The 19,833-nt window shown below is 72.2% G+C and carries 17 protein-coding genes; 9 read left to right on the forward strand and 8 right to left on the reverse strand.

The annotated features are described in order from the left end of the window. The first annotated feature begins 131 nt into the window (after window positions 1-131). From OG435_RS27735 to OG435_RS27745, 3 genes are all read left to right on the forward strand, one after another. Complete coding sequence (locus OG435_RS27735; RefSeq protein ID WP_266880664.1) at window positions 132-1,760, forward strand: succinic semialdehyde dehydrogenase; 1,629 nt, start codon at window positions 132-134, stop codon at window positions 1,758-1,760. Window positions 1,761-1,812: 52 nt separating this feature from the next. Further along, window positions 1,813-3,609 (forward strand): GMC oxidoreductase, encoded by a 1,797-nt coding sequence (locus OG435_RS27740; protein WP_266880665.1) that lies wholly within the window; start codon window positions 1,813-1,815, stop codon window positions 3,607-3,609. A 206-nt stretch (window positions 3,610-3,815) separates the two neighbouring features. After that, a complete protein-coding gene (locus OG435_RS27745; protein WP_266880666.1) occupies window positions 3,816-5,471 on the forward strand; it encodes a peptidase in 1,656 nt (551 codons plus the stop codon). A 313-nt stretch (window positions 5,472-5,784) separates the two neighbouring features. On the opposite strand, the gene OG435_RS27750 is transcribed toward OG435_RS27745, so the two are convergent. Then, window positions 5,785-6,066 (reverse strand): chorismate mutase, encoded by a 282-nt coding sequence (locus OG435_RS27750; protein ID WP_266880667.1) that lies wholly within the window; start codon window positions 6,064-6,066, stop codon window positions 5,785-5,787. Between the two features lie 295 nt (window positions 6,067-6,361). On the opposite strand from OG435_RS27750, the gene guaA reads away from it, so the two are divergent. The 4 genes from guaA (at window position 6,362) to OG435_RS27770 (ending at window position 10,804) form a co-directional block, all read left to right on the forward strand. Further along, the gene (gene guaA / locus OG435_RS27755) at window positions 6,362-7,948 is read left to right on the forward strand and encodes a glutamine-hydrolyzing GMP synthase (RefSeq protein WP_266880668.1); all 1,587 of its coding nucleotides are present in this window, start codon (window positions 6,362-6,364) and stop codon (window positions 7,946-7,948) included. Between the two features lie 126 nt (window positions 7,949-8,074). Further along, entirely contained in the window at window positions 8,075-8,887 is an 813-nt protein-coding gene (locus tag OG435_RS27760; protein ID WP_266880669.1) for a class II aldolase/adducin family protein, read from the forward strand. Window positions 8,888-8,989: 102 nt separating this feature from the next. Beyond that, on the forward strand, window positions 8,990-10,246 hold the full coding sequence (locus OG435_RS27765; protein WP_266880670.1) for a hypothetical protein: 1,257 nt from the start codon (window positions 8,990-8,992) through the stop codon (window positions 10,244-10,246). An 84-nt stretch (window positions 10,247-10,330) separates the two neighbouring features. Beyond that, complete coding sequence (locus OG435_RS27770; protein WP_266882125.1) at window positions 10,331-10,804, forward strand: DoxX family protein; 474 nt, start codon at window positions 10,331-10,333, stop codon at window positions 10,802-10,804. Here OG435_RS27770 and OG435_RS27775 read toward each other — a convergent pair. Then, the gene (locus OG435_RS27775; RefSeq protein WP_266880671.1) at window positions 10,750-10,974 is read right to left on the reverse strand and encodes a hypothetical protein; all 225 of its coding nucleotides are present in this window, start codon (window positions 10,972-10,974) and stop codon (window positions 10,750-10,752) included. The genes OG435_RS27770 and OG435_RS27775 overlap by 55 nt on opposite strands. Beyond that, a complete protein-coding gene (locus tag OG435_RS27780; protein WP_266880672.1) occupies window positions 10,961-12,349 on the reverse strand; it encodes a PspC domain-containing protein in 1,389 nt (462 codons plus the stop codon). Before OG435_RS27780 ends, OG435_RS27775 begins: the two co-directional genes overlap by 14 nt. Window positions 12,350-12,480: 131 nt before the next feature. On the opposite strand from OG435_RS27780, the gene OG435_RS27785 reads away from it, so the two are divergent. Both OG435_RS27785 and OG435_RS27790 read left to right on the forward strand, forming a co-directional pair. Further along, window positions 12,481-13,776, forward strand: coding sequence for an ATP-binding protein (locus OG435_RS27785; protein WP_266880673.1), 1,296 nt, complete (start codon window positions 12,481-12,483; stop codon window positions 13,774-13,776). Continuing rightward, entirely contained in the window at window positions 13,773-14,468 is a 696-nt protein-coding gene (locus tag OG435_RS27790; RefSeq protein WP_243333471.1) for a LuxR C-terminal-related transcriptional regulator, read from the forward strand. The genes OG435_RS27785 and OG435_RS27790 overlap by 4 nt, the downstream gene beginning before the upstream one ends. 22 nt (window positions 14,469-14,490) lie before the next feature. On the opposite strand, the gene OG435_RS27795 is transcribed toward OG435_RS27790, so the two are convergent. The 5 genes from OG435_RS27795 to OG435_RS27815 all read right to left on the reverse strand — a co-directional run bounded on the left by OG435_RS27795 (window position 14,491) and on the right by OG435_RS27815 (window position 19,832). Continuing rightward, window positions 14,491-15,558, reverse strand: coding sequence for a C40 family peptidase (locus OG435_RS27795; protein ID WP_266880674.1), 1,068 nt, complete (start codon window positions 15,556-15,558; stop codon window positions 14,491-14,493). A gap of 137 nt (window positions 15,559-15,695) precedes the next feature. Continuing rightward, window positions 15,696-16,355, reverse strand: a complete 660-nt coding sequence (locus tag OG435_RS27800; protein WP_266880675.1) for a class F sortase — start codon at window positions 16,353-16,355, stop codon at window positions 15,696-15,698. A 142-nt stretch (window positions 16,356-16,497) separates the two neighbouring features. After that, complete coding sequence (locus OG435_RS27805; protein WP_266875563.1) at window positions 16,498-17,724, reverse strand: IS110 family transposase; 1,227 nt, start codon at window positions 17,722-17,724, stop codon at window positions 16,498-16,500. A 242-nt stretch (window positions 17,725-17,966) separates the two neighbouring features. Continuing rightward, window positions 17,967-18,503, reverse strand: a complete 537-nt coding sequence (locus tag OG435_RS27810) for a hypothetical protein (protein WP_266880676.1) — start codon at window positions 18,501-18,503, stop codon at window positions 17,967-17,969. A gap of 264 nt (window positions 18,504-18,767) precedes the next feature. Then, complete coding sequence (locus OG435_RS27815; RefSeq protein ID WP_266880677.1) at window positions 18,768-19,832, reverse strand: C40 family peptidase; 1,065 nt, start codon at window positions 19,830-19,832, stop codon at window positions 18,768-18,770. Window position 19,833: the final 1 nt, after the last annotated feature.

Below are 19,833 nucleotides of genomic sequence, written 5' to 3' on the forward strand. Positions count from 1 at the left end.
CCTGATCCCGCCCCCGGAGGGCCCCCGGGGCCGGGATTTCCGCCATCCCGCCAGCGATCACTGGCGGAAATGGCAAAATCCGGTTACCGGCGGGTACCCAAAACGCCCCCGGGCGCAATACGCTCACGCCCATGACGGACACGCAGGCCCCGGCCCCCCTCCGCAGCGCCCCGCAGCCCACCAACCCGGTCGCCCCCGCCCCGGCCGGCGCCCGGAGCGCCGCCGACGTGGTGACCCCCGAACTGGTCGCCCGGCTGACCCGCGGAGTGGCCGGCTCCGGCCGCACCGCCAACCACAGCCCCTTCACCGGGGACCGGCTCGCGGAGCTCCCCGAGGCCACCCCCGAGGACGTGGAGGCGGCCTTCGCCGCCGCCCGCGCGGCGCAGCCCGCCTGGGCGGCCGTGCCCGTCCGCGCGCGGGCGGCCGTACTGCTGCGCTTCCACGACCTGGTCCTCTCCCGGCAGGCCGAGGTGCTCGACCTGATCCAGCTCGAGACCGGCAAGGCGCGCCTGCACGCCCACGAGGAGGTCCAGGCCGTCTCGATCGCGGCCCGGCACTACGGCCGCAAGGCCCCCTCGTACCTGCGCCCCAAGGGCCACACGGGCGCCATGCCCACCCTCACCAAGGTCACCGAGCTGCGCCAGCCGCGCGGGGTCGTCGGCCAGATCGCCCCCTGGAACTACCCCTTCGAACTGTCCATCGGCGACGCCCTGCCCGCTTTCGTCGCGGGCAACGCCGTCGTGATGAAGCCCGACACCGAGACCGCGCTCACCGCCCTGTGGGCCCGCGACCTGATGATCGAGGCGGGCCTGCCGGCCGAGGTGTTCCAGATCGTCCTCGGCGAGGGCCCGGTCGTCGGCCCCGAGGTGGTCCGGCACGCCGACTACGTTTCGTTCACCGGCTCCACGCGTACCGGCCGCGAGGTCGCCCAGGGCGCGGCCGCCCGTCTGGTCGGGGTCTCCCTCGAACTCGGCGGCAAGAACGCCATGCTCGTCCTGCGCGACGCCGACGTGGAGAAGGCCGCCGCCGGCGCCGTCCGCGCCTGCTTCTCCTCCGCGGGCCAGCTCTGCATCTCCATCGAGCGGCTGTACGTGCACGCCTCGATCGCCGACGAGTTCGTCGCCCGGTTCGCCGCCCGTACGAAGGCCATGCGGCTCGGTTCCTCCCTCGCCTACGGCGCGGACATGGGCTCCCTGGCCGGCGAGCGCCAGCTGGCGGCCGTGCAGCGGCACGTGGACGACGCCGTGGCCAAGGGCGCCACCCTCGTCACCGGCGGCGTCGCCCGCCCGGACATCGGCCCGCTCTTCTACGAGCCGACCATCCTCGACGGCGTCGAGACCGCGATGGCGGTGTGCGGGGAGGAGACCTTCGGTCCGGTCGTCTCCATCTACCGCTTCACCGACGAGGACGAGGTCATCGAAGAGGCCAACGGCACCTCCTACGGCCTGAACTCCAGCGTGTGGACGAAGGACGCCCGCCGCGGCCACGCCGTCTCGGCCCGCCTGCGCACCGGCACCGTCAACATCAACGAGGGCTACGCCCCGGCCTACGGCAGCGCCCAGGCCCCCATGGGCGGCATGAAGGAATCCGGCCTCGGCCGCCGCCACGGCTCCGAGGGCATCCTCAAGTACACCGAGGCCCAGACCGTCGCCCACCAGCGGCTGCTGCCGATGGCGCCCTCCTTCGGGATGGACGACGAGAAGTACGCGGCGTTCATGACCCGCAGCCTCCAGGTCATGAAGGCGTTCCGGCTCCGCTAGGCCGTCCCGCCAGGCCCGTTCCGCCCGTCCGTTCCGTTTGGGAGGCACCGCAGTGTCGTACGACTTCGACTACGACGTCATCGTCATCGGATCGGGTTTCGGAGGGTCGGTCTCGGCGCTGCGGCTCTCCGAGAAGGGGTACCGGGTCGGCGTCCTGGAGGCAGGACGCCGCTTCACCCGCGAGACCCTGCCGAAGAACAGCTGGGACCTGCGCAACTACCTGTGGGCCCCGGCCCTCGGGCTGTACGGGATCCAGCGCATCCACCTCCTCGGCAACGTGATGGTCCTCGCGGGCGCCGGGGTCGGCGGCGGCTCCCTCAACTACGCCAACACCCTCTACGTGCCCCCCACCGCCTTCTTCGAGGACCGGCAGTGGGCGTCCATCACGGACTGGCGGGACGAGCTCGCCCCGTACTACGACCAGGCCAAGCGGATGCTGGGGGTCCGGCTCAACCCCACGGAGACCCCCTCCGACGTCCACCTCAAGGCGGCCGCCGCCAGGATGGGCGTCGCGGACTCCTTCCACATGGCCCCGGTCGGCGTCTTCTTCGGCGACGGGGACGATGCCGAGGGCCAGGCGAAGGTCCGCCCCGGTGACGAGGTGGCCGACCCGTACTTCGGCGGCGCGGGCCCCGCCCGCAAGGCCTGCACCGAGTGCGGCGAGTGCATGACCGGCTGCCGGCACGGCGCGAAGAACACCCTGAACGAGAACTACCTGCACCTCGCGGAGCGGGCCGGTGCCGTCATCCACCCCATGACCACGGTCACCGCCCTCTCCGACCACCCCGACGGCGGCTACCGCGTCCGCACCGTCCCCACCGACCAGCGACGCAGGAGCGCCAAGGGCGCTGCCAAGGTGCTCCGCGCCCGCTACGTGGTCGTCGCGGCGGGCACGTACGGCACCCAGACCCTCCTGCACACGATGAAGGACCTCGGCGAGCTGCCCCGCCTGTCGGACCGCCTCGGCGATCTGACCCGGACCAACTCCGAAGGCCTCGTAGGGGCTCAGACCGATGACCGCCGCTACGGCAAGCGGCACGGCAAGGGCAAGCGGGCGGACTTCACGCGGGGCGTGGCCATCACCTCCTCGGTGCACCCCAACGCCGACACGCACATCGAGCCCGTGCGCTACGGCAAGGGCTCCAACGCGATGGGGTTCATGACGATCCTCCAGGTGCCCTACTCCACCCACCGGGTCCGCGCCTGGTTCGGGCGCACCGCCCGGCACCCCGTCCAGCTGCTGCGGTCCCTCTCCAACCGGCGCTGGTCGGAGCGGACCATCATCGGCCTGGTCATGCAGTCCCTCGACAACTCCCTGACCACCTACCGCAAGCCCGGCGGCATAGGGAAGGGGCTGCTCACCGCCCGGCAGGGCCACGGCGCGCCCAACCCCGTGCAGATCGCCGAGGCCACGCGGGCGGCGACCCTGCTGGCCGAGGAGATCAACGGGTTCCCGGGCAGCAACGTCGGCGAGCTGATGGGCACGCCGCTGACCGCGCACTTCCTCGGCGGCTGCCCGATCGGCGCCTCGCCCGAGGAGGGCGTGGTCGACCCGTACCACCGCCTCTACGGGCACCCGGGCATCTCGGTGGTGGACGGCTCGGCGGTCTCCGCGAACCTCGGGGTCAACCCGTCCCTGACGATCACCGCGCAGGCGGAACGGGCGATGTCCTACTGGCCGAACAACGGCGAGCGCGACCCGCGCCCGGAGCAGGGGGCGGCCTACACCCGCCTGGCGGCCGTGGAACCGGCCCGCCCGGCGGTGCCGAAGGAGGCCTTCGGGGCGCTGCGCCTGCCGTTCCTGGCGGTACCGGAGGTCCCGCCGCGCGCGGCTTCGCCCGCCGAATAGCGGGCGGCGACGCACATCGGCGCGCATCGCCGCGGAAAAGACTTCGGCGGGCACCGCACTCCCCCTCCGAGCGCGCTACCCGCCGAACTACATAGATGACAGCCGTGCGGCTCGGATGGTTGTAGCCGGATCCCGTGACAGAGGTGTGGTGTGCGTCACAGGGTGAAGAGCGCAACCGGACAGGGCCCTCGCGGGTCAAGGTCGGCATGAGAAAGCGCATCTCCCTGCTGGCGGCAGCCGGCCTGGTGGCCGTCGGCCTGGCCGCCACCCCCGCGAACGCGGCGGACCCGGTTTTCACGCTCATCAGCCCGGCGGAGATGGGCCTGCACCCGCACCCGGGGGGCACCGGGAAGCCGCAGCCGACCACGGTCGGTTTCGTCGTCGAGAACGAGACCGGCAAGGACTTCGGCGAGAAGAGCACCTACACGATCGACCTGAGCCCCCTCAAGGGCGTCGCCGACGTGAAGCTCACCCCGGACCGGTCCAACGACTGCACCCTGACGGCGGCGAAGGTCACCTGCACGTACTGGGCGGTCTGGACCCACGGAAGCGAGGTCGTGTCCCTCGACCTCACCGCGGCCAAGGGCAGCAAGACCGGCACGGCCGTCGACCTGACGATGACCGGCGCGGCGGTGGGCGCCACCTTCAGGCCCACCACGACCAAGGTCCGGGTCGGCGGTCCGGACCTGGTGCTGGAAGAGGCCAAGCTGAAGGCGAAGCTCGTCCCGGGTGAGAGCCAGCCGCTCCCGATCGTCTTCGCCAACGCGGGCACCGAGTCCGTCAAGGGCGTGGCGCTGGAGCTGAACACCACGCACGGCATGGGCCTGGTCGAGCAGTACGACAACTGCGCCTACGGCCAGGACGACAGCACGGGCCAGCCCTGGAACGTGGGCTGGGGCAGGACGGTCTGCACCTTCGACAACGAGATCAAGGCGGGCGAGGTCTGGGAGATCGCCGGCGCGCTGACCCTCAAGGCCGCTCCGCACGCCTTCATCGACGGGCTGGTCTACGGCGTGCACGAGGCGGGCTCCGAGCCGAAGTCCACGCAGAAGCGCAGCACGCCCCGCACGGGCAAGAAGCTGGGCCTCAAGGCGCGTTCGGCCAAGGCCGCGCCGCAGGCGGCGGACCTGGACCCGTGGAACAACCAGCACGAGTTCGACTTCCAGGTGAAGAACACCGCCGACCTGGTCGCCGTCCCCACCTCCGTGAAGGGCAAGGCGGGCGAGACCGTCGAGGCCGACCTCGGCTTCCGCAACGACGGCCCCGCGTGGGTCGCCTACCTCCGCTCGGGCGAGGACGTCGCCATGGCTGACATCGTGATCCCGGCGGGCGCGAAGGTCACCAAGGCGCCGAAGTCCTGCAGGGCCGTCACGGCCTCGGCCGGCTACCGCGAGCAGCAGCTGGGCGCCCCGCGCTACTTCTGCCCGACCTCGCACGTGATCGGGGAGAAGGAGAAGTTCGCCTTCCCGTTCGAGCTGAAGATCGAGAAGGTGATCGCGGAGGCCACCGGGTCCGTCACGGTCGGCAGCTGGTCCCCCGAGGGTGCGGCGCCGATCAGCTGGGACCCGCTGCACGCCAACGACAAGGCCGCCTTCGTGATCAACGGCAAGCAGGTCACGCCCACGCCGGCTCCGACCACCCCCGGCCCGAAGCCGACGTCCTCCACGAGCCCGACGGCCACGCCGGGTACGAGCACCACTCCGAGCCCGGGCGCCAGTTCCGGTAACGGCAAGACCCCGAACGGCGGCCTCGCCGAGACGGGCGCCAGCGCGGGGCCGGTCCTGATCGCGGGCGCGGCGCTCGTCGCCGCCGGTGGCGCGGTGTTCCTCGCGTTCCGCCGCCGGTCCACCGGCCGCGCGTAGCACCGGGGGAGAGCGTCAACGGGGGAGATCAGTAGACGGGGGAAACAGAAGAACGGCCGGTCCGGGGCGTCCCCCGGGCCGGCCGTCCTTTGTGTGGTGACCAGGCTGCTGTCCCCTGCCGTCCGGTCACATGAAGGAGCGAGGTCCCACGACGCACGCCCGGCAGGGGGTGCGTCTCATCGCTCCAGCGAGCCACGCGTGGTGCTGCGGTCCCGCACCTGGCTGGCACGGTCATCCGCATCAACGAAGCGCCGCGGGGGCGGTCACGGTCCGGACGGGTGACGAACAGGCGTCACGGGCACCGCGGCGGGGCTCAGACCCGGCCGCGGCACAGCTCCAGCAAGGTCATCGCGAGCGCGGTGCCGGGCTTGCCGAGGGCGTCGCTCCAGTGGGTCAGGACCTCCATCTCCCGCGACAGGTGCACCCGGCGCCCGCCCGAGCCGATCCGGGCCTCCTGGATCACGGTCGAGACGGCCATCCGTTCCTGGATCAGGCCGATGATCCGGTCGTCGATGGCGTCGATCCGCTCGCGGGAGCCGGCGATCAGCTGCTCGGGGGCGATCGTGTTCGGGATCGTGGTCGTCGTCATGGTCATGGTCGGTCTCCTGTGGGTGAGGGCCGGCAGGAGCGGAAACGCCAGAGCGCCCCGGTCCTGTCGGACCGGGGCGCTCTGGGAAGTCAGTGGCTCAAGCGAGCATCACGATGACCCATGGCGACCGGACCGGCCGGTGCCATAGGTAAAGAGGAAGCTCAGCTGCTTGCGCATGGAGGGATTATGACCCTCTGTCCCGCTCCGTGCCAAGCCGGTTCGGACACTGAGACGAAGAGGGGTATCCGTCCCCCGTTAGAATCGACAAAACAACCCCCTCTTCCGCCGGAAGGCCTGCCCCGTGCCAGAAGCCACCTTCGCCACCCACGACAGCGCCCCGGACACGGTGCTCGTCGTCGACTTCGGCGCCCAGTACGCGCAGCTGATCGCCCGCCGCGTCCGCGAGGCACGGGTCTACTCCGAGGTCGTGCCCAGCACGATGCCCGTGGCCGAGATGCTCGCCAAGAACCCGAAGGCGATCATCCTCTCCGGCGGACCGTCCTCCGTGTACGAGGAGGGCGCCCCCCAGCTCGACGGCGCGATCTTCGAGGCCGGCGTCCCCGTCTTCGGCATGTGCTACGGCTTCCAGCTCATGGCGGTCACCCTCGGCGGCACCGTCGACAACACCGGCTCGCGCGAGTACGGCCGTACCCCGCTGGCCGTCTCCAAGGCCGGATCCACCCTCTTCGAGGGCACCCCCGAGAACCAGTCGGTGTGGATGTCCCACGGCGACGCCTGCTCGGCGGCTCCCGAGGGCTTCACCGTCACCGCGTCGACCGACGTCGTCCCGGTCGCGGCCTTCGAGAACGACGAGAAGAAGCTCTACGGCGTGCAGTACCACCCCGAGGTGATGCACTCCACGCACGGCCAGCAGATCCTGGAGCACTTCCTCTACCGTGGCGCGGGCCTCAAGCCCACCTGGACCCCCGGCAACATCGTCGAGGAGCAGGTCGCCCTCATCCGCGAGCAGGTCGGCGACAAGCGCGCCATCTGCGGCCTGTCCGGCGGCGTGGACTCGGCGGTCGCCGCGGCCCTCGTGCAGAAGGCCATCGGCTCGCAGCTCACCTGCGTGTACGTGGACCACGGTCTGATGCGCAAGGGCGAGACCGAGCAGGTCGAGAAGGACTTCGTCGCCGCCACCGGCGCGCGGCTGAAGGTCGTCGACGCCCAGGAGCGGTTCCTGAACGCGCTGGCCGGGGTCTCCGACCCGGAGACCAAGCGCAAGATCATCGGCCGCGAGTTCATCCGCGTCTTCGAGCAGGCCCAGCTGGAGATCCTCCAGGAGGACGGCCCCGCGGTCGCCTTCCTGGTCCAGGGCACCCTGTACCCGGACGTCGTCGAGTCCGGCGGCGGCACCGGCACCGCCAACATCAAGTCCCACCACAACGTGGGCGGCCTGCCCGACGACATCGAGTTCGAGCTCGTCGAGCCGCTGCGCCAGCTGTTCAAGGACGAGGTCCGGATGGTCGGCCAGGAGCTCGGCCTGCCCGCCGAGATCGTCCAGCGCCAGCCGTTCCCCGGCCCCGGCCTGGGCATCCGCATCGTCGGAGAGGTCACCAAGGAGCGCCTGGACCTGCTCCGCGAGGCCGACGCCATCGCCCGCCACGAGCTCACGGCAGCCGGCCTGGACAAGGAGATCTGGCAGTGCCCGGTCGTCCTGCTGGCCGATGTCCGCAGCGTCGGCGTCCAGGGCGACGGCCGTACCTACGGCCACCCGATCGTGCTGCGCCCCGTCTCCTCCGAGGACGCGATGACCGCGGACTGGACGCGCATGCCGTACGAGGTGCTCGCGCGGATCTCCACCCGCATCACCAACGAGGTGCCGGACGTGAACCGCGTGGTCCTGGACTGCACGAGCAAGCCCCCGGGCACCATCGAGTGGGAGTAACCCCCCCACGCGCCCCGCAGTAGGTGACGAGGCCGCCGCTCCCGTACGGGAGCGGCGGCCTCGCCGCGTGTATGGCCTCTTCGGCCGGTCGCGGGTACTTTGCGCCGCGACCTTGAAGGAGGGGCCATGACCGAGCCACCAGCCAGTGCACCCGCACCCGTGCCCGTCGAGCGGCTGGGCTTCGAGATGCCGCCGGTGTTCGCCACCGCCGCGCAGGAGCGCGCGCACCGCAAGGAGCGGCTCGCCGGGGCGCTGCGGCTGCTGGGCCGGCTCGGGTACGAGGACGGGGTGGGCGGGCACGTCAGCGCCCGGGACCCGGAGTTCGAGGACTGCTACTGGGTGAACCCCTTCGGCCGGGCCTTCGGCGCGATCGGCCCCGAGGACCTGCTGCTCGTCGACGGGGAGGGGCGGGTCCGCCAGGGGGAGCGCAGGGTCAACCAGCTGGCCTTCGCCGTGCACGCGGCCGTCCACCGCGCCCGGCCCGCCGTGGTGGCCGTCGTCCGCACGCAGGCCCCGTACGGCAGGGCGCTCGCCGCGCTCGGCGAACTGCTCGCCCCCGTCACGCAGGAGGCCTGCGCCTTCTACGAGGACCACGCGCTGCTCGACGAGTTCTCGGTCGGCGGGGCCTTGGGCGGCGGGGACGTGGGCGGCGGGGACGCCGAGCGGATCGCGAGCGCGCTCGGCCCCTACAAGGCGCTGGTCCTGCGCAACCTCGGGCTGCTGACGGTCGGCGACTCGGTGGAGGCCGCCGCATGGTGGTTCATCGCGGCGGAGCGGGCCGCGCAGGTCCAGCTGATCGCGCGGGCGGCCGGGAAGACGGTGCTCATCAGCCACCACAGCGCCCTCGCGACCCGGGAGCGGTTCGGGTCCGATCTCGCGGCCTGGGTCAACTGCCAGCCGCTGCTGGAGACCTCAGGAGCGGGTCCGTCAACATCATGAACGGTTAATCACCTGCTCTGACATCGTGCGCAATCCGGAACACTGCCGCAGTGGTGCACAATTCGCTGGCATCGCACCGTAGTTCAGAGAGGCGGCACGTTCGTGGCTGTCCAAGAGATGTCCAGAAGCACCCATACCGCGGCCTGTGCCTGCGAGGACTGCACACGAGAGGGGCACCGCCGGGCGGTCGCAGCGTTCCTGGAGAAGCGCGACGAGTTCGCCTCCGGGCAGGGGGTGCCGGCCGCCGTGGCCCACTCCCTCGGGGCCTCCCGCCAGTGGGTCTCCGACGAGCTGACCCTCTCGGCCCGGATGGTCGCCGACCGGGGCCGGGAGGCGGGCAGCTCCTGGCTCTACCTGTTCTCCCGGCGGGCGGTCCTCGCCGTGTGGATCGCCGCGGGGGTGCTGCTCCTGGTCCAGGTCGGCACCGCGCTCGGCACCGGCTGGTCCACGACGCGCACCGCCGGGCTGCTGGCCGCGCTCGTGCTGGCCGCGCTGCTGACGGTGGCGGCCCGCGCGCAGACGGTCCGGGGCGGTCTGCTGGCCCCGCTGGTCGGCGAGGACAACCGGCTGTCCACCTCGAAGGTGGTGCCGAGCGCCTGGCTGGTGCTCACCGCCTTCGCGACGCTGCTGCCCGCGCTGCGGCTCGCGGCCTCCTCGCCGGGACCCGAGCGCCAGGCGCTGTACGAGGGGCTCGCCTTCGACCGGGCGCTGCCGCTGCTGGCGGTGCTCGGGCTGACCTCGGGGGTCGCGGTGCTGGTGCGCCGGGTGGTCTCCGTACGGATCATGGGGCAGCGGCTGCAGAAGCTGCCGGCGGACCGTCCCACCGGGGCGGACCTGCTGACGGACGACGCGGGCCGGGGTTCCTTCCCGGACGCCCAGTACGTGCTGGTCTCCACGGTGGTGCTGGCCTTCGCGGCGGTCTCACTGGCCCGGTTCCCGGACCGGCTGCCGGCGCTGCCGTGGGCGCTGGCGCTGCTGGTGGCGCTGTCGGCGGCCGTGTACCTGGCGGCGAAGTACGCGGAGGGCAGCCGCCCGCTGGTCCTGTCGGTGGTGCGCAGACGCGAGCCCGGGGATCTGGACGCGGCGATCCGGCCCGGGGACGACATCGAGATCCGCGGACTGGGCTTCGTCCCGCCGGGGGCGCAGACACCGGAGATGCTGGCCCGGCTGGTGGTCCGGGTGGGCGCGGTCCATGTGCACGTACCGCTGGTCCCGGTGGCGGGCGGTTTCACCAACCCGTCCGACGCCGTACTGACCGTGCCGGTCCCGGCGGAGGTGGAGCCGGGGCGGATCGAGATCCAGGTCGTCACCGCTGCCGGGGTGGAATCAAACCGGTGCACCATCGACGTGGCCGAGTGAAACGGGTACACATAGCGCGTGACCCGAACTGACGTCCCCTCCGGCGCCCCTGACGCACCCACCGGACAGAGCCGCCGGCGCGATCTGTGCGGTCTGCGCGAGCTCGCCGCCCGCCACGCGCTCCTGCCCCTGCGGATCTTCCTCGGCGTGACCTTCGTCTACGCCGGCCTGGACAAGCTGACCGACTCCGCCTTCCTCTCCGCCACCGGCAGCGGCTCCATCGGCGAACTGATGGACGGGGTGCGCGACACCTCGGCGATCCCGGCCATGGTGGACCTGGCCCTGAAGGCGCCCGTCGGCTTCGCCGTGGCCCTGGCCATCGGGGAACTCCTGGTCGGCCTGGGGGTCCTGGCCGGCCTGCTGACCCGGATCGCCGCCGTCGGCGGGGCGCTGATCTCGCTCAGCCTGTGGCTCACCGTCTCCTGGGCGGTGACCCCGTACTACTACGGCAACGACCTGATCTACCTGATGGCCTGGACCCCGCTGATCCTCGCCGGAGCGCCCTACCTCTCGCTGGACTCGCTGATCCGCTCGCGCCGGTCGCGGCGCACGGCGTAGGTCACCAGCCCCACGACGGCCGCGAAGGCCAGACCGCCCGCGGCCATCATGAGGACGAAGAACCAGGGCGGATCGGCCTCGCCGGCCGCGCCGAGGAGATAGAGCACCCCGGCCGCCATCAGGACCAGTCCCGCGATCAGCCGTCCCGGCTGGAACTCATGACGCCGCACGGGCCACCTCCACCTGTCCCACACCCGCGCTCAGGTGCAGCTCGATCGTGCCGCCGGCCTTGGTGCCCGATTCGGGGGGCAGGGTCGCCGTCCGGGTCTCGGTGCGGTTGCGCACCCGTATGTCCTCGCCGTTGTCGCCCGGCATCTGGATGTCGCCCAGCCTGATCGTCGCCTCCGTCTTCGCGGTGACCTCCCTCGGGAGGATCACCCGCAGCCGGCCCGCGTCGATGGAGGCGCGGACGGGGATGGTCGTGCCCTTGGGCACGTCCACGTGGCTGAGGTCCAAGGTGGCGAGCCCGGTGCCCGCCTCGTACACCGGAGCCACCTCGGACACCGCGGTCGGATGCCAGTCCACGACGCGCCAGTCGGTGCTGATGTCCTTCGGCAGCGCGACCGCCCCGGCCAGCAGGACGGCCGTGATCACCGAGAGGAGGATCGTGCCGAAGCCCGTGCGGCCCTTGAACGAACTCACCGCGAGCCCCAGGCCGAAGACGGCGAGGCCGGCGGCGAAGCCGACCTGCAGGGCATGGCTCAGGGTGCTGCCTTCCCAGACCGCGGCGGTGGCTGTGCTCCCGGCCAGCGCGGCCAGCACGAACACCCGGCCGCCGATGCCGCCCGGGTGCTCCCCGGAGACGCGCTCCCGGAACGGCGGAGCCGTGGCCGGGCCGCTGCCGGGGGCGACCTCGGGCGAGTCCTCGGGGCCCCACAGGTACCCCGTCGAACCGACCGGCCCGGTCGTGCCGTCCTTGACCAGCGGATCCCGCCACCAGGACGGGCCGCCGGGCGTGGGCGGCGCCTGGGTCTCGGGCGGCGCCGGACTGTGCGCGGTGCGGTGCCCCGTGCGGGTCGCCGCCGGGTACACGAACTCGGCGCCCGGCGCGGCCTTCTCCTCGGGAGCCGCGCCGGACCCGCTCCGCCGCCGCTGCGACCAGTACGCCGCGCCGCCCAGGGCCAGGACGGCCAGGACGGAGAAGACCGCCAGGCCGCCGTTGTCCAGCATCGACAGGAACAGGGCGCAGCCCACCAGCGCGGCGAACACCGCCGCCAGCGTCGAGCCCTCGACCCGGCCGGTCAGCAGCTTCTTCACCTCGCTGTCCTCCTCGCCCTCCTGGGGCAGGAGCAGCCACGCGAAGCCGTAGAAGATCAGGCCGACGCCGCCGGTGACGGCGAGGACGCCGAGCACGATCCGGAAGATCACCGGGTCGAGACCGAAGTACCGGCCCAGCCCGCCGCACACGCCCGCGAGCACCTTGTCGCGCTTGGTGCGGCGCAGGGGAGGGCGCTCGGCGAGCGGCGAAGCGGAGCCGGCGCCCGGGCCGGCCGCGCTCCGGCCGGCTCCAGCGTCCGGCGGCGGGGAATCGTGTACTTCGGTCATGCGTACATGGTGACGGTCCGGCGGCGCCGCGGGCATCCGGATCTACCCTGGCGCAACCCTGATATCCCCCCGAGAGAACTGGGGGGCTGCCCTGATGCCACGGGCGCCGCGCGCGTGTGACCATCGGTGACATGCCCGTAGCAGCCGCCCCCCGCCCGCCGTACGCACCGGACTCCGACGAGACGCCGCAGCGCAAGCTCTACCGCAGCGCCGACGGCCGGATGCTCGGCGGAGTCGCGCGCGGCCTCGCCGGGCACCTGGGCCTGCCCGTCGTCTGGGTCCGGCTCGCCTTCCTCGGCCTGCTCATGTGGGGCGACGGACTCGGCGTGCTGCTCTACGCCGCGTTCTGGGTCTTCGTACCGCTCGGCGTCGGCGGCCGCAGCGGCCACCGCTCCTACTTCGACACCCTCCCCGACGGCACCCGGCGGCTGCGCAAGCCCGAGCGGGGCCAGATCACCGCGCTGATCGCGCTGTGCGTCGGCGCGGGCATCTTCATCTCCAAGGTCCAGGTCGGCGGCAGCTCCGGACGGTACGTGTGGCCGACCCTGCTCGTCGGAGCCGGCGTGGTCCTCGTCTGGCGCCAGGCCGACAACGCCCGCCGCGCCCACTGGAACGCGGCCGCCGGCCGGCACGCCCGGCTGCTGCAGGCCGCCCGCGCGCTCGCGGGCGTCGCCCTGGTCGGCGTGGGCCTGACCGTCTTCATCGTGGTCCGAGGCTCCGCCGCCCAGCTGGGCAACGTCCTGACCGCCACCCTCGCCGTCCTCGTCGGTGTCGCCCTCCTGGCGGGACCCTGGCTGATCCGGATGACCCAGGACCTCTCCGAGGAGCGCCTGATGCGCATCCGCGCCCAGGAGCGCGCCGAGGTGGCCGCCCACGTCCACGACTCCGTACTGCACACCCTCACCCTGATCCAGCGCAACGCCGAGGACGTCGGCGAGGTGCGCCGCCTCGCCCGGGCCCAGGAGCGGGAGCTGCGCAACTGGCTGTACAAGCCCGAGGGCACCGGCAAGGACGAGGGCGAGGAGCCGACGACGCTGGCCGAGGCGGTGAAGAAGACCGCCGCCGAGGTGGAGGACCACCACGGGGTCCAGATCGAGGTGGTCGTCGTCGGCGACTGCCCCCTCGACGAGAAGCTGGCCGCACAGATGCAGGCCGCGCGCGAGGCGATGGTCAATGCCGCCAAGTACGGTGGCGACGGCGGTCCCGTCCAGGTGTACGCCGAGGTGGAGGGCCAGACGGTGTTCGTGTCCGTACGGGACCGCGGACCGGGCTTCGACATGGACGCGGTACCGGACGACCGCATGGGCGTACGAGAATCGATCATCGGCCGGATGCAGCGCAACGGCGGGACCGCGCGACTGCGGTCCGCGCCCGACGGCGGCACGGAAGTCGAGCTGGAGATGGAGAGGGCGGCGAAGGCAGCATGACCGAGGACAGCGCGAGCACCGGCGGCGTGACCAGGAGGGTCCGGGTGGTGCTCGTCGACGACCACCGGATGTTCCGCACCGGGGTACAGGCCGAGATCGGCGAGACCGAGCGGACCGGGGTCGAGGTCGTCGGCGAGGCCGCCGACGTGGACCAGGCCGTCACCGTCATCACCGCCACCCGCCCCGAGGTGGTGCTCCTCGACGTCCACCTGCCCGGTGGCGGCGGCGTCGAGGTCCTGCGCCGCTGCGCCCCGCTGATGGGCGCCGTCGAGGACCCGGTGCGGTTCCTGGCCCTGTCGGTGTCGGACGCCGCCGAGGACGTCATCGGAGTCATCCGGGGCGGCGCCCGCGGCTACGTCACCAAGACCATCACCGGCACCGACCTGGTGGACTCGGTCTTCCGCGTCCAGGACGGGGACGCGGTGTTCTCGCCGCGCCTCGCGGGCTTCGTGCTCGACGCCTTCGCCTCCACGGACGCCCCGCCGGTCGACGAGGACCTGGACCGCCTCACCCAGCGCGAGCGCGAGGTGCTGCGGCTGATCGCGCGCGGGTACGCGTACAAGGAGATCGCCAAGCAGCTGTTCATCTCGGTCAAGACGGTGGAATCCCACGTCTCGGCGGTGCTGCGCAAGCTCCAGCTCTCCAACCGCCACGAGCTGACCCGCTGGGCGACGGCCCGCCGGCTGATCTGACCGCGGGTCGCCACCCCGGAGTTCAGGCGGGCCGCGAGGCGCCGGCCCAGGGCATCGAGTCCACCGGGGCGACGCGGACCGTGGAGCCGGGGCGCGGGGCGTGGATCATCTGGCCGTTGCCGATGTACATGCCGACGTGCGTGACGCCCGAGTAGAAGAACACCAGGTCGCCGGGGGCCAGCGCGTCGCGCGAGATCCGCCGTCCCGCGTTGATCTGCGTGTAGGTGGTGCGCGGCAGCGAGACCCCGGCCGCGCGCCAGGCGGCCTGGGTCAGACCGGAGCAGTCGTAGGAGCCCGGGCCCGTCGCCCCCCACACGTACGGCTTGCCGATCGCCCCGTACGCGAAGGCCACCGCGCGGGCCGCGCGGGAGCCGTCGGAGGGCGGCGGAGCCTGGGTGGCGGGGCCGCTCGAGGCGGGGCCGCTCGGGGTCGGGCCGGCCGAGCGGGCCTCGTAGGCCGCACGCTGCTCGGCCGTCAGCTTGGCCAGCAGCCGCTGCGCGGCGGTCAGCTTCTCCTCGATCTCGACCTTGTGGCCCGCGAGTTCGCGCTGCCGGGACCGTAGCTCGACGAGGCGCCCGGTGGCCTGGTCCTTGAGCTTCCCGACCTCGTCGAGCCCCCGCCGCACGGCCGAGATCTCGGCCGCGTTGCGGTTCCCGGCGCGGGTGATGAGCGCGGCCCGGTCCAGGTACTCCTGCGGATCGTCGGACATCGCGAGCTGTACGGCGGCGCCCAGCGTGCCGCTGCGGTACTGGGTCGCGGCCAGCGAACCGAGGGCGGAGCGGGCCGTGTTGAGCCGGTCGGTCTTGCGGGCGGTCTCGTCCCGCAGTCCGTCGAGCGCGCGCTGCGCCTCGTCGGCCTTCTCCTTCGCCCCGTTGTACCGCTCCGTCGCGGCCTCGGCCTCCTCGTAGAGCCGGTCCATCTCCGCCTTGACCTGTGAGGGCGTCGGCTGCGGATCGGCGTGGGACGTGCCTTCGAACGCGGTGGCGGTGGCAGCGCCCGCGAGGGCGAGGGTGGCGGCGGTGGTGCGTACGGTGCTCCGTGCCGTGCCGCCGTTGAGCGGGCGCTGCCTGGGCTTTCGATGACTGGCCACGAGGGCCTCACGTCCTTCCTCCGTCGGTGCTTGGGGGAGGACGCTAGACCCGAAGGTAACGGGCAGATGACGAGATGATCGGAAGTGGCCGTACGTGACTGGACCTGGTGGTTCGGGTGTCCGTACCTGGGTCGGCTCTATCCGCGGATCTCCGTCAGGCGGGCGAAGACGACCACATTGCCGTCGTAGCCGTCCCTCTTCGAGAAGCCGCCGCCGCAGGTGATCACGCGGAGTTCGGGGGCGCCCTTGGGGCCGTAGATCCGCGTCGCCGGGAAGTCGTTCTTACCCACGACCTCGATGCCGTAGACCGTGAACACGGCGGTGCGGCCGTCCTGTCGGTCCACCTCGATGTGCCGGCCCCGCTCGAGCGAGCCGAGGGTGTAGAAGACGGCCGGACCCTGCTCGTTGTCCACGTGACCGTCGATCACCGCCGTGCCCCGGGTGCCCGGGGCGGGGGAGCCCCCGTACCAGCCGGCCAGATTCCTGTCCTGCGGCGGCGGGGCGTCCACCCAGCCCTCGGCGTCGAGTCCGACGCGCGTGACGGGGGCGTCGACCTGTACGGCCGGGATCCGGATCCGGGTCGGCGGGGAGTACTTCAGCGGCTGCGGGGCCGGCGGGAGGCGGCGCGCGGCCTCGTCGTGGGCCGGGTCACTGACCAGGGAGGCTGCCTGCGCGGGCTGCGGCGGACCGCCGTTCAGGTCGAGCCCGTTGGTGAGGAGGAAGGTGCCGCTGAGGGCGACCACGGCAACGACGCCCCAGCCGCCGCGAGGCTTCGTACGCTCCTGGGGGCGGGGCATGACGCGCGCTCCTTCCGGGGGTGCGGGTGCGTGTGGTGGGGGTGCGGGGGTACTGGACCGGGCCCGTCCGGTCGCCAGGGGCGGGGCGGACGGGCCCGGCGGTTCAGGGGGCCGGTGGTCAGACATCCCATGCCGTTTCATGTCAAGAGGGATAGAGCTGGGCGTGGTGTGACCAGGCGGTTGCTTCGTCGTAGTGGGTGCGGGTTTTGAGGCATCCGTGGAGGATGCCGACGAGGCGGTTTCCGACCTGGCGGAGGGCAGGGTTGTAGCCGGCGTCGCGGGCGCGCTGCTTGTCGTAGTAGCGGCGGGCGCCGGGTGAGGTGTTCAGCGCGGAGAACGCCTGGAGTTGCAGGGCCGAGGCGAGGCGGTTGTTGCGGACGTAGCGGGCCTGGACGGTGTGGCTCTTGCCGGAGGCCCGGGTGATAGGGCTGGTCCCGGCGTAGTTCTTGCGGGCCTTCGCGTTGTCGTAGCGGGTGGGGTCGTCCCCGAACTCGGCGAGCACCCGGGCGCCGGTGATCTCCGCGATGCCGGGCATCGAGAGGTAGATCTCAGCGTCCGGGTGCTCAAGAAAATGTGCCTTCACCTGCCTTTCGAGCTCGGCTATCTGCTCGTTCAGACTGATCAGCAGGCGCGCGTGGGCTGTCGCGGCGGCCGCGTAGGCGGCGGTCACCGGTTCGGGCAGACCGAGGTGTTCTTCTCGCAGCGCGGTCTGGATCGTGGCGGCTTTCTGGGGCCGGTTGTGCCGGCGGTGGCGGGTCAGGACCGCGGTGATCTGGGGGCGCGTCAGCTTCGCCGCGGTGGCGGGCGTGGGCGCCTTGATCAGCAGCTCCAGTGCGTCCGTGCTGGTCAGCGCCAAGTCGGCGTAGGCGTCCAGGGCCGCGGGGAAGTACTCGCGCAGCGTATTGCGCAGCCGCTGGAAGGTGCGGGTGCGTTCCCAGATCAGTGTCTGGTGGGCACGGGCGACGACCTTCACGGCCTGGGCCTGCTCGCTGTCTCCAGCGACGGGCCGCAACTGGTCACGGTCGATACGGACCATGTCTGCCAGCGCGTGCGCATCGCCTTTATCGCTCTTGGCGCCGGAGGTTCCGTAGCGTTCCTTGAACCGGTTGACCTGCCTCGGGTTGATCGCGAACACCTGGTAGCCGGAGGCGATCAGGGCCTGCACCCACGGGCCGCGATCGGTCTCGATCCCCACCACCACCTCGGCGGAGTCCACATCCGCGCCACCGTACTTCGCGATGAGCGCGTGCAGTTTCGCGATGCCCTCCACCCCCTCGGGCAGGGTCGCGACGGCCAGCTTGCGGCCCGTCCCGTCCTGGACCTCGACATCGTGATGGTCTTCGGCCCAGTCGTCACCGATCAGCAGCAACAGTTCTCTCCCGCTCGTATCCGTTCGTTCAGTTGCACAGCAGCCTGCGGAAGGCACGGCACGCGGCCTAATGGATCCAGTGCTCACGCCCGTGGGCGGGCACGCCATCCCATCAGCGGTCATGGCCTCCCGGCCGACCAGCAGGGGCACGGTCTGACCACAGAACTCGAACGGCTCCGGCATCGGAAGTGCTCACCTGCTGGCGGCTACAACATCAAGTCTCTACGACCCGATACGTCCCATTAGGCGTTGCCGTCCGCACGGCGGCGCATCAGGAACACGCCACCACCGAGCGCACCGGCCAGCAGCACGGAACCGGCCGCGATCTCGGTGCCGTTCAGGCCGCCCGCGCCGCCGCCGAGGCCGGCCTTGACGCCCTTGGAGGGGGTGGTCGTGCCGGTGCCGGTGCCGGTGCCGGTTCCGATCGAGTGGCTCGCGACCGTGAGGGTGGTCGTGCCCTTCTCGCCCTTGCAGTCGAAGGTGACCTCGTACCGGGCGCCCGGCTTGGCGTCAGCGTCCACCGTGACGGTGGCGGACTTGCCCTCGTTGAGCTCGACCGCGTCGAAGACGCCCGAGGAGACCTTGACCAGCGGCTCCTGGCATTCGGTGGCGTTCAGCGTGACGGTGCCGCCCGGGGCGACCGTGGCGGGGGAGACGGTGAAACCGAAGGACGTGACGTTGGGCGTGGTCCCGCCGTCGTCGGCCGAGGCCATCGGCGCGGCGAGCGCGAAGGCGGCGGTGGACAGCAGGGCTACGGACGCGACACGTAGGGAAAGCATGGTGAATCCTCCGGGTCCCCGAGGCGCAGCAGCGAACAATTTGTCCGCAAAGGGAAGGAAATGCTCCTCGATGTGCTCGACGCTAGGTCCGGTTGGCCGAACCTGCGAATCGAACGGCACGAACGGACCAACGGAGAGGGTGAGTTGGCGGGCGCACCGCCAACTCCTCTGATACGGACGGTGAGCGCCACGCCGGACCGCCCGCCGTGCGGTGGCGCTGAGTGACGGACACGCCGACGGGGCGGGCCGTCGACGCCGGCCCGCTCATCCCGGGCGGACGCTCCCGTAGATCGGCTGGTAGTAGACCGATTCCTCGCGGACGGACGACCCCGGCCGCGGGGCGTGGATCATGCGGCCGCCGCCGATGTAGATCCCGACGTGGCTGATGTCCGCATAGAAGAAGACCAGGTCACCCGGGCGCAGGTCCAACGCCCCGATCCTCGGCGCCGCCTTCACCTGGTCCCAGGTGGTGCGCGGCAGCGTGATCCCCGCGGCCCGCCAGGCGGCCTGGGTCAGGCCGGAGCAGTCGTACGAGCGCGGGCCGGTCGCGCCCCAGACGTACGGCTTTCCCAGCTGGGCCCGGGCGAAGGCGACCGCCCTGGCGCCGGACGCCGACGCGGGGGCGTCGGCGGGTCGCGGTCCCGAGGCGGCCGGGGGCCGCGGGGCCAGGGCCCGCGCCCGCTCCGGCGCGGTGAGCCGCGCGAGCAGTTCGTTCGCCTCCGCGAGCCGGAGCTGGACCTCCTGCTTGCGCCCGCGCAGCTGCTCCTGCGCCCGTTCCAGCTCCGAGACCACGACGGCCGCCTCCCGGCGCTTGCCGGCCGTCTCCGCCCGGGCCCGGGTGTACTGGGCGAGCAGCGCGTCCTCGCGGCCGCCGAGCCGGTTCAGCAGGTGCGTCTGCGCGAAGAAGGCCTGCGGATCGTCGCTGAGCAGCAGGGTCGCGGTCCCGCCGAGCCCGCCGGCCCCGCGGTACCGGTCGGCGGCGTAGCTGCCGAGCAGCCGCCGGGCCTCGTTCAGCTTCTGGGTGGTGGCGGCCACCTGGTCCATGAGCGCCGACAGCAGGGCCCGCTGCTCCTCGGTCCGCCCGGCCGCGGCGTCGTAGGCCTGGGTGGCCGTGCCCGCCTGCCGGTGCAGCTCGTCCACGCGGGTCCGTACCTCCTCCACCGAGGGGCGGGGCGCCGGCGCCGCCGCGGCCTGGTGGGGGAGGAGCAGGCCTAAGGAGGAAAGGGCCGCGGTCGTGACGACCGCGGCGGGGGCGTTCGGATGTCTTCGGGTGCGCGGCTTGCGGTGGTGGGGGGAGGGATGGGACGAGGGGAATCCGTACGTGTACACG

Origin of the sequence: Streptomyces sp. NBC_01264, assembly GCF_026340675.1 — a bacterium.
Taxonomy (GTDB): domain Bacteria; phylum Actinomycetota; class Actinomycetes; order Streptomycetales; family Streptomycetaceae; genus Streptomyces.

Bases quoted from the DNA above. Each gene is read 5' to 3' on its own strand.
- OG435_RS27760 (WP_266880669.1), top strand. From the start codon at position 8,075: ATGACCGAGCCACCAGCCAGTGCACCCGCACCCGTGCCCGTCGAGCGG.
- OG435_RS27785 (WP_266880673.1), top strand. From the start codon at position 12,481: ATGCCCGTAGCAGCCGCCCCCCGCCCGCCGTACGCACCGGACTCCGAC.
- OG435_RS27780 (WP_266880672.1), bottom strand. From the start codon at position 12,349: ATGACCGAAGTACACGATTCCCCGCCGCCGGACGCTGGAGCCGGCCGG.
- OG435_RS27745 (WP_266880666.1), top strand. From the start codon at position 3,816: ATGAGAAAGCGCATCTCCCTGCTGGCGGCAGCCGGCCTGGTGGCCGTC.
- OG435_RS27790 (WP_243333471.1), top strand. From the start codon at position 13,773: ATGACCGAGGACAGCGCGAGCACCGGCGGCGTGACCAGGAGGGTCCGG.
- OG435_RS27750 (WP_266880667.1), bottom strand. From the start codon at position 6,066: ATGACCATGACGACGACCACGATCCCGAACACGATCGCCCCCGAGCAG.
- OG435_RS27735 (WP_266880664.1), top strand. From the start codon at position 132: ATGACGGACACGCAGGCCCCGGCCCCCCTCCGCAGCGCCCCGCAGCCC.
- OG435_RS27800 (WP_266880675.1), bottom strand. From the start codon at position 16,355: ATGCCCCGCCCCCAGGAGCGTACGAAGCCTCGCGGCGGCTGGGGCGTC.
- OG435_RS27810 (WP_266880676.1), bottom strand. From the start codon at position 18,503: ATGCTTTCCCTACGTGTCGCGTCCGTAGCCCTGCTGTCCACCGCCGCC.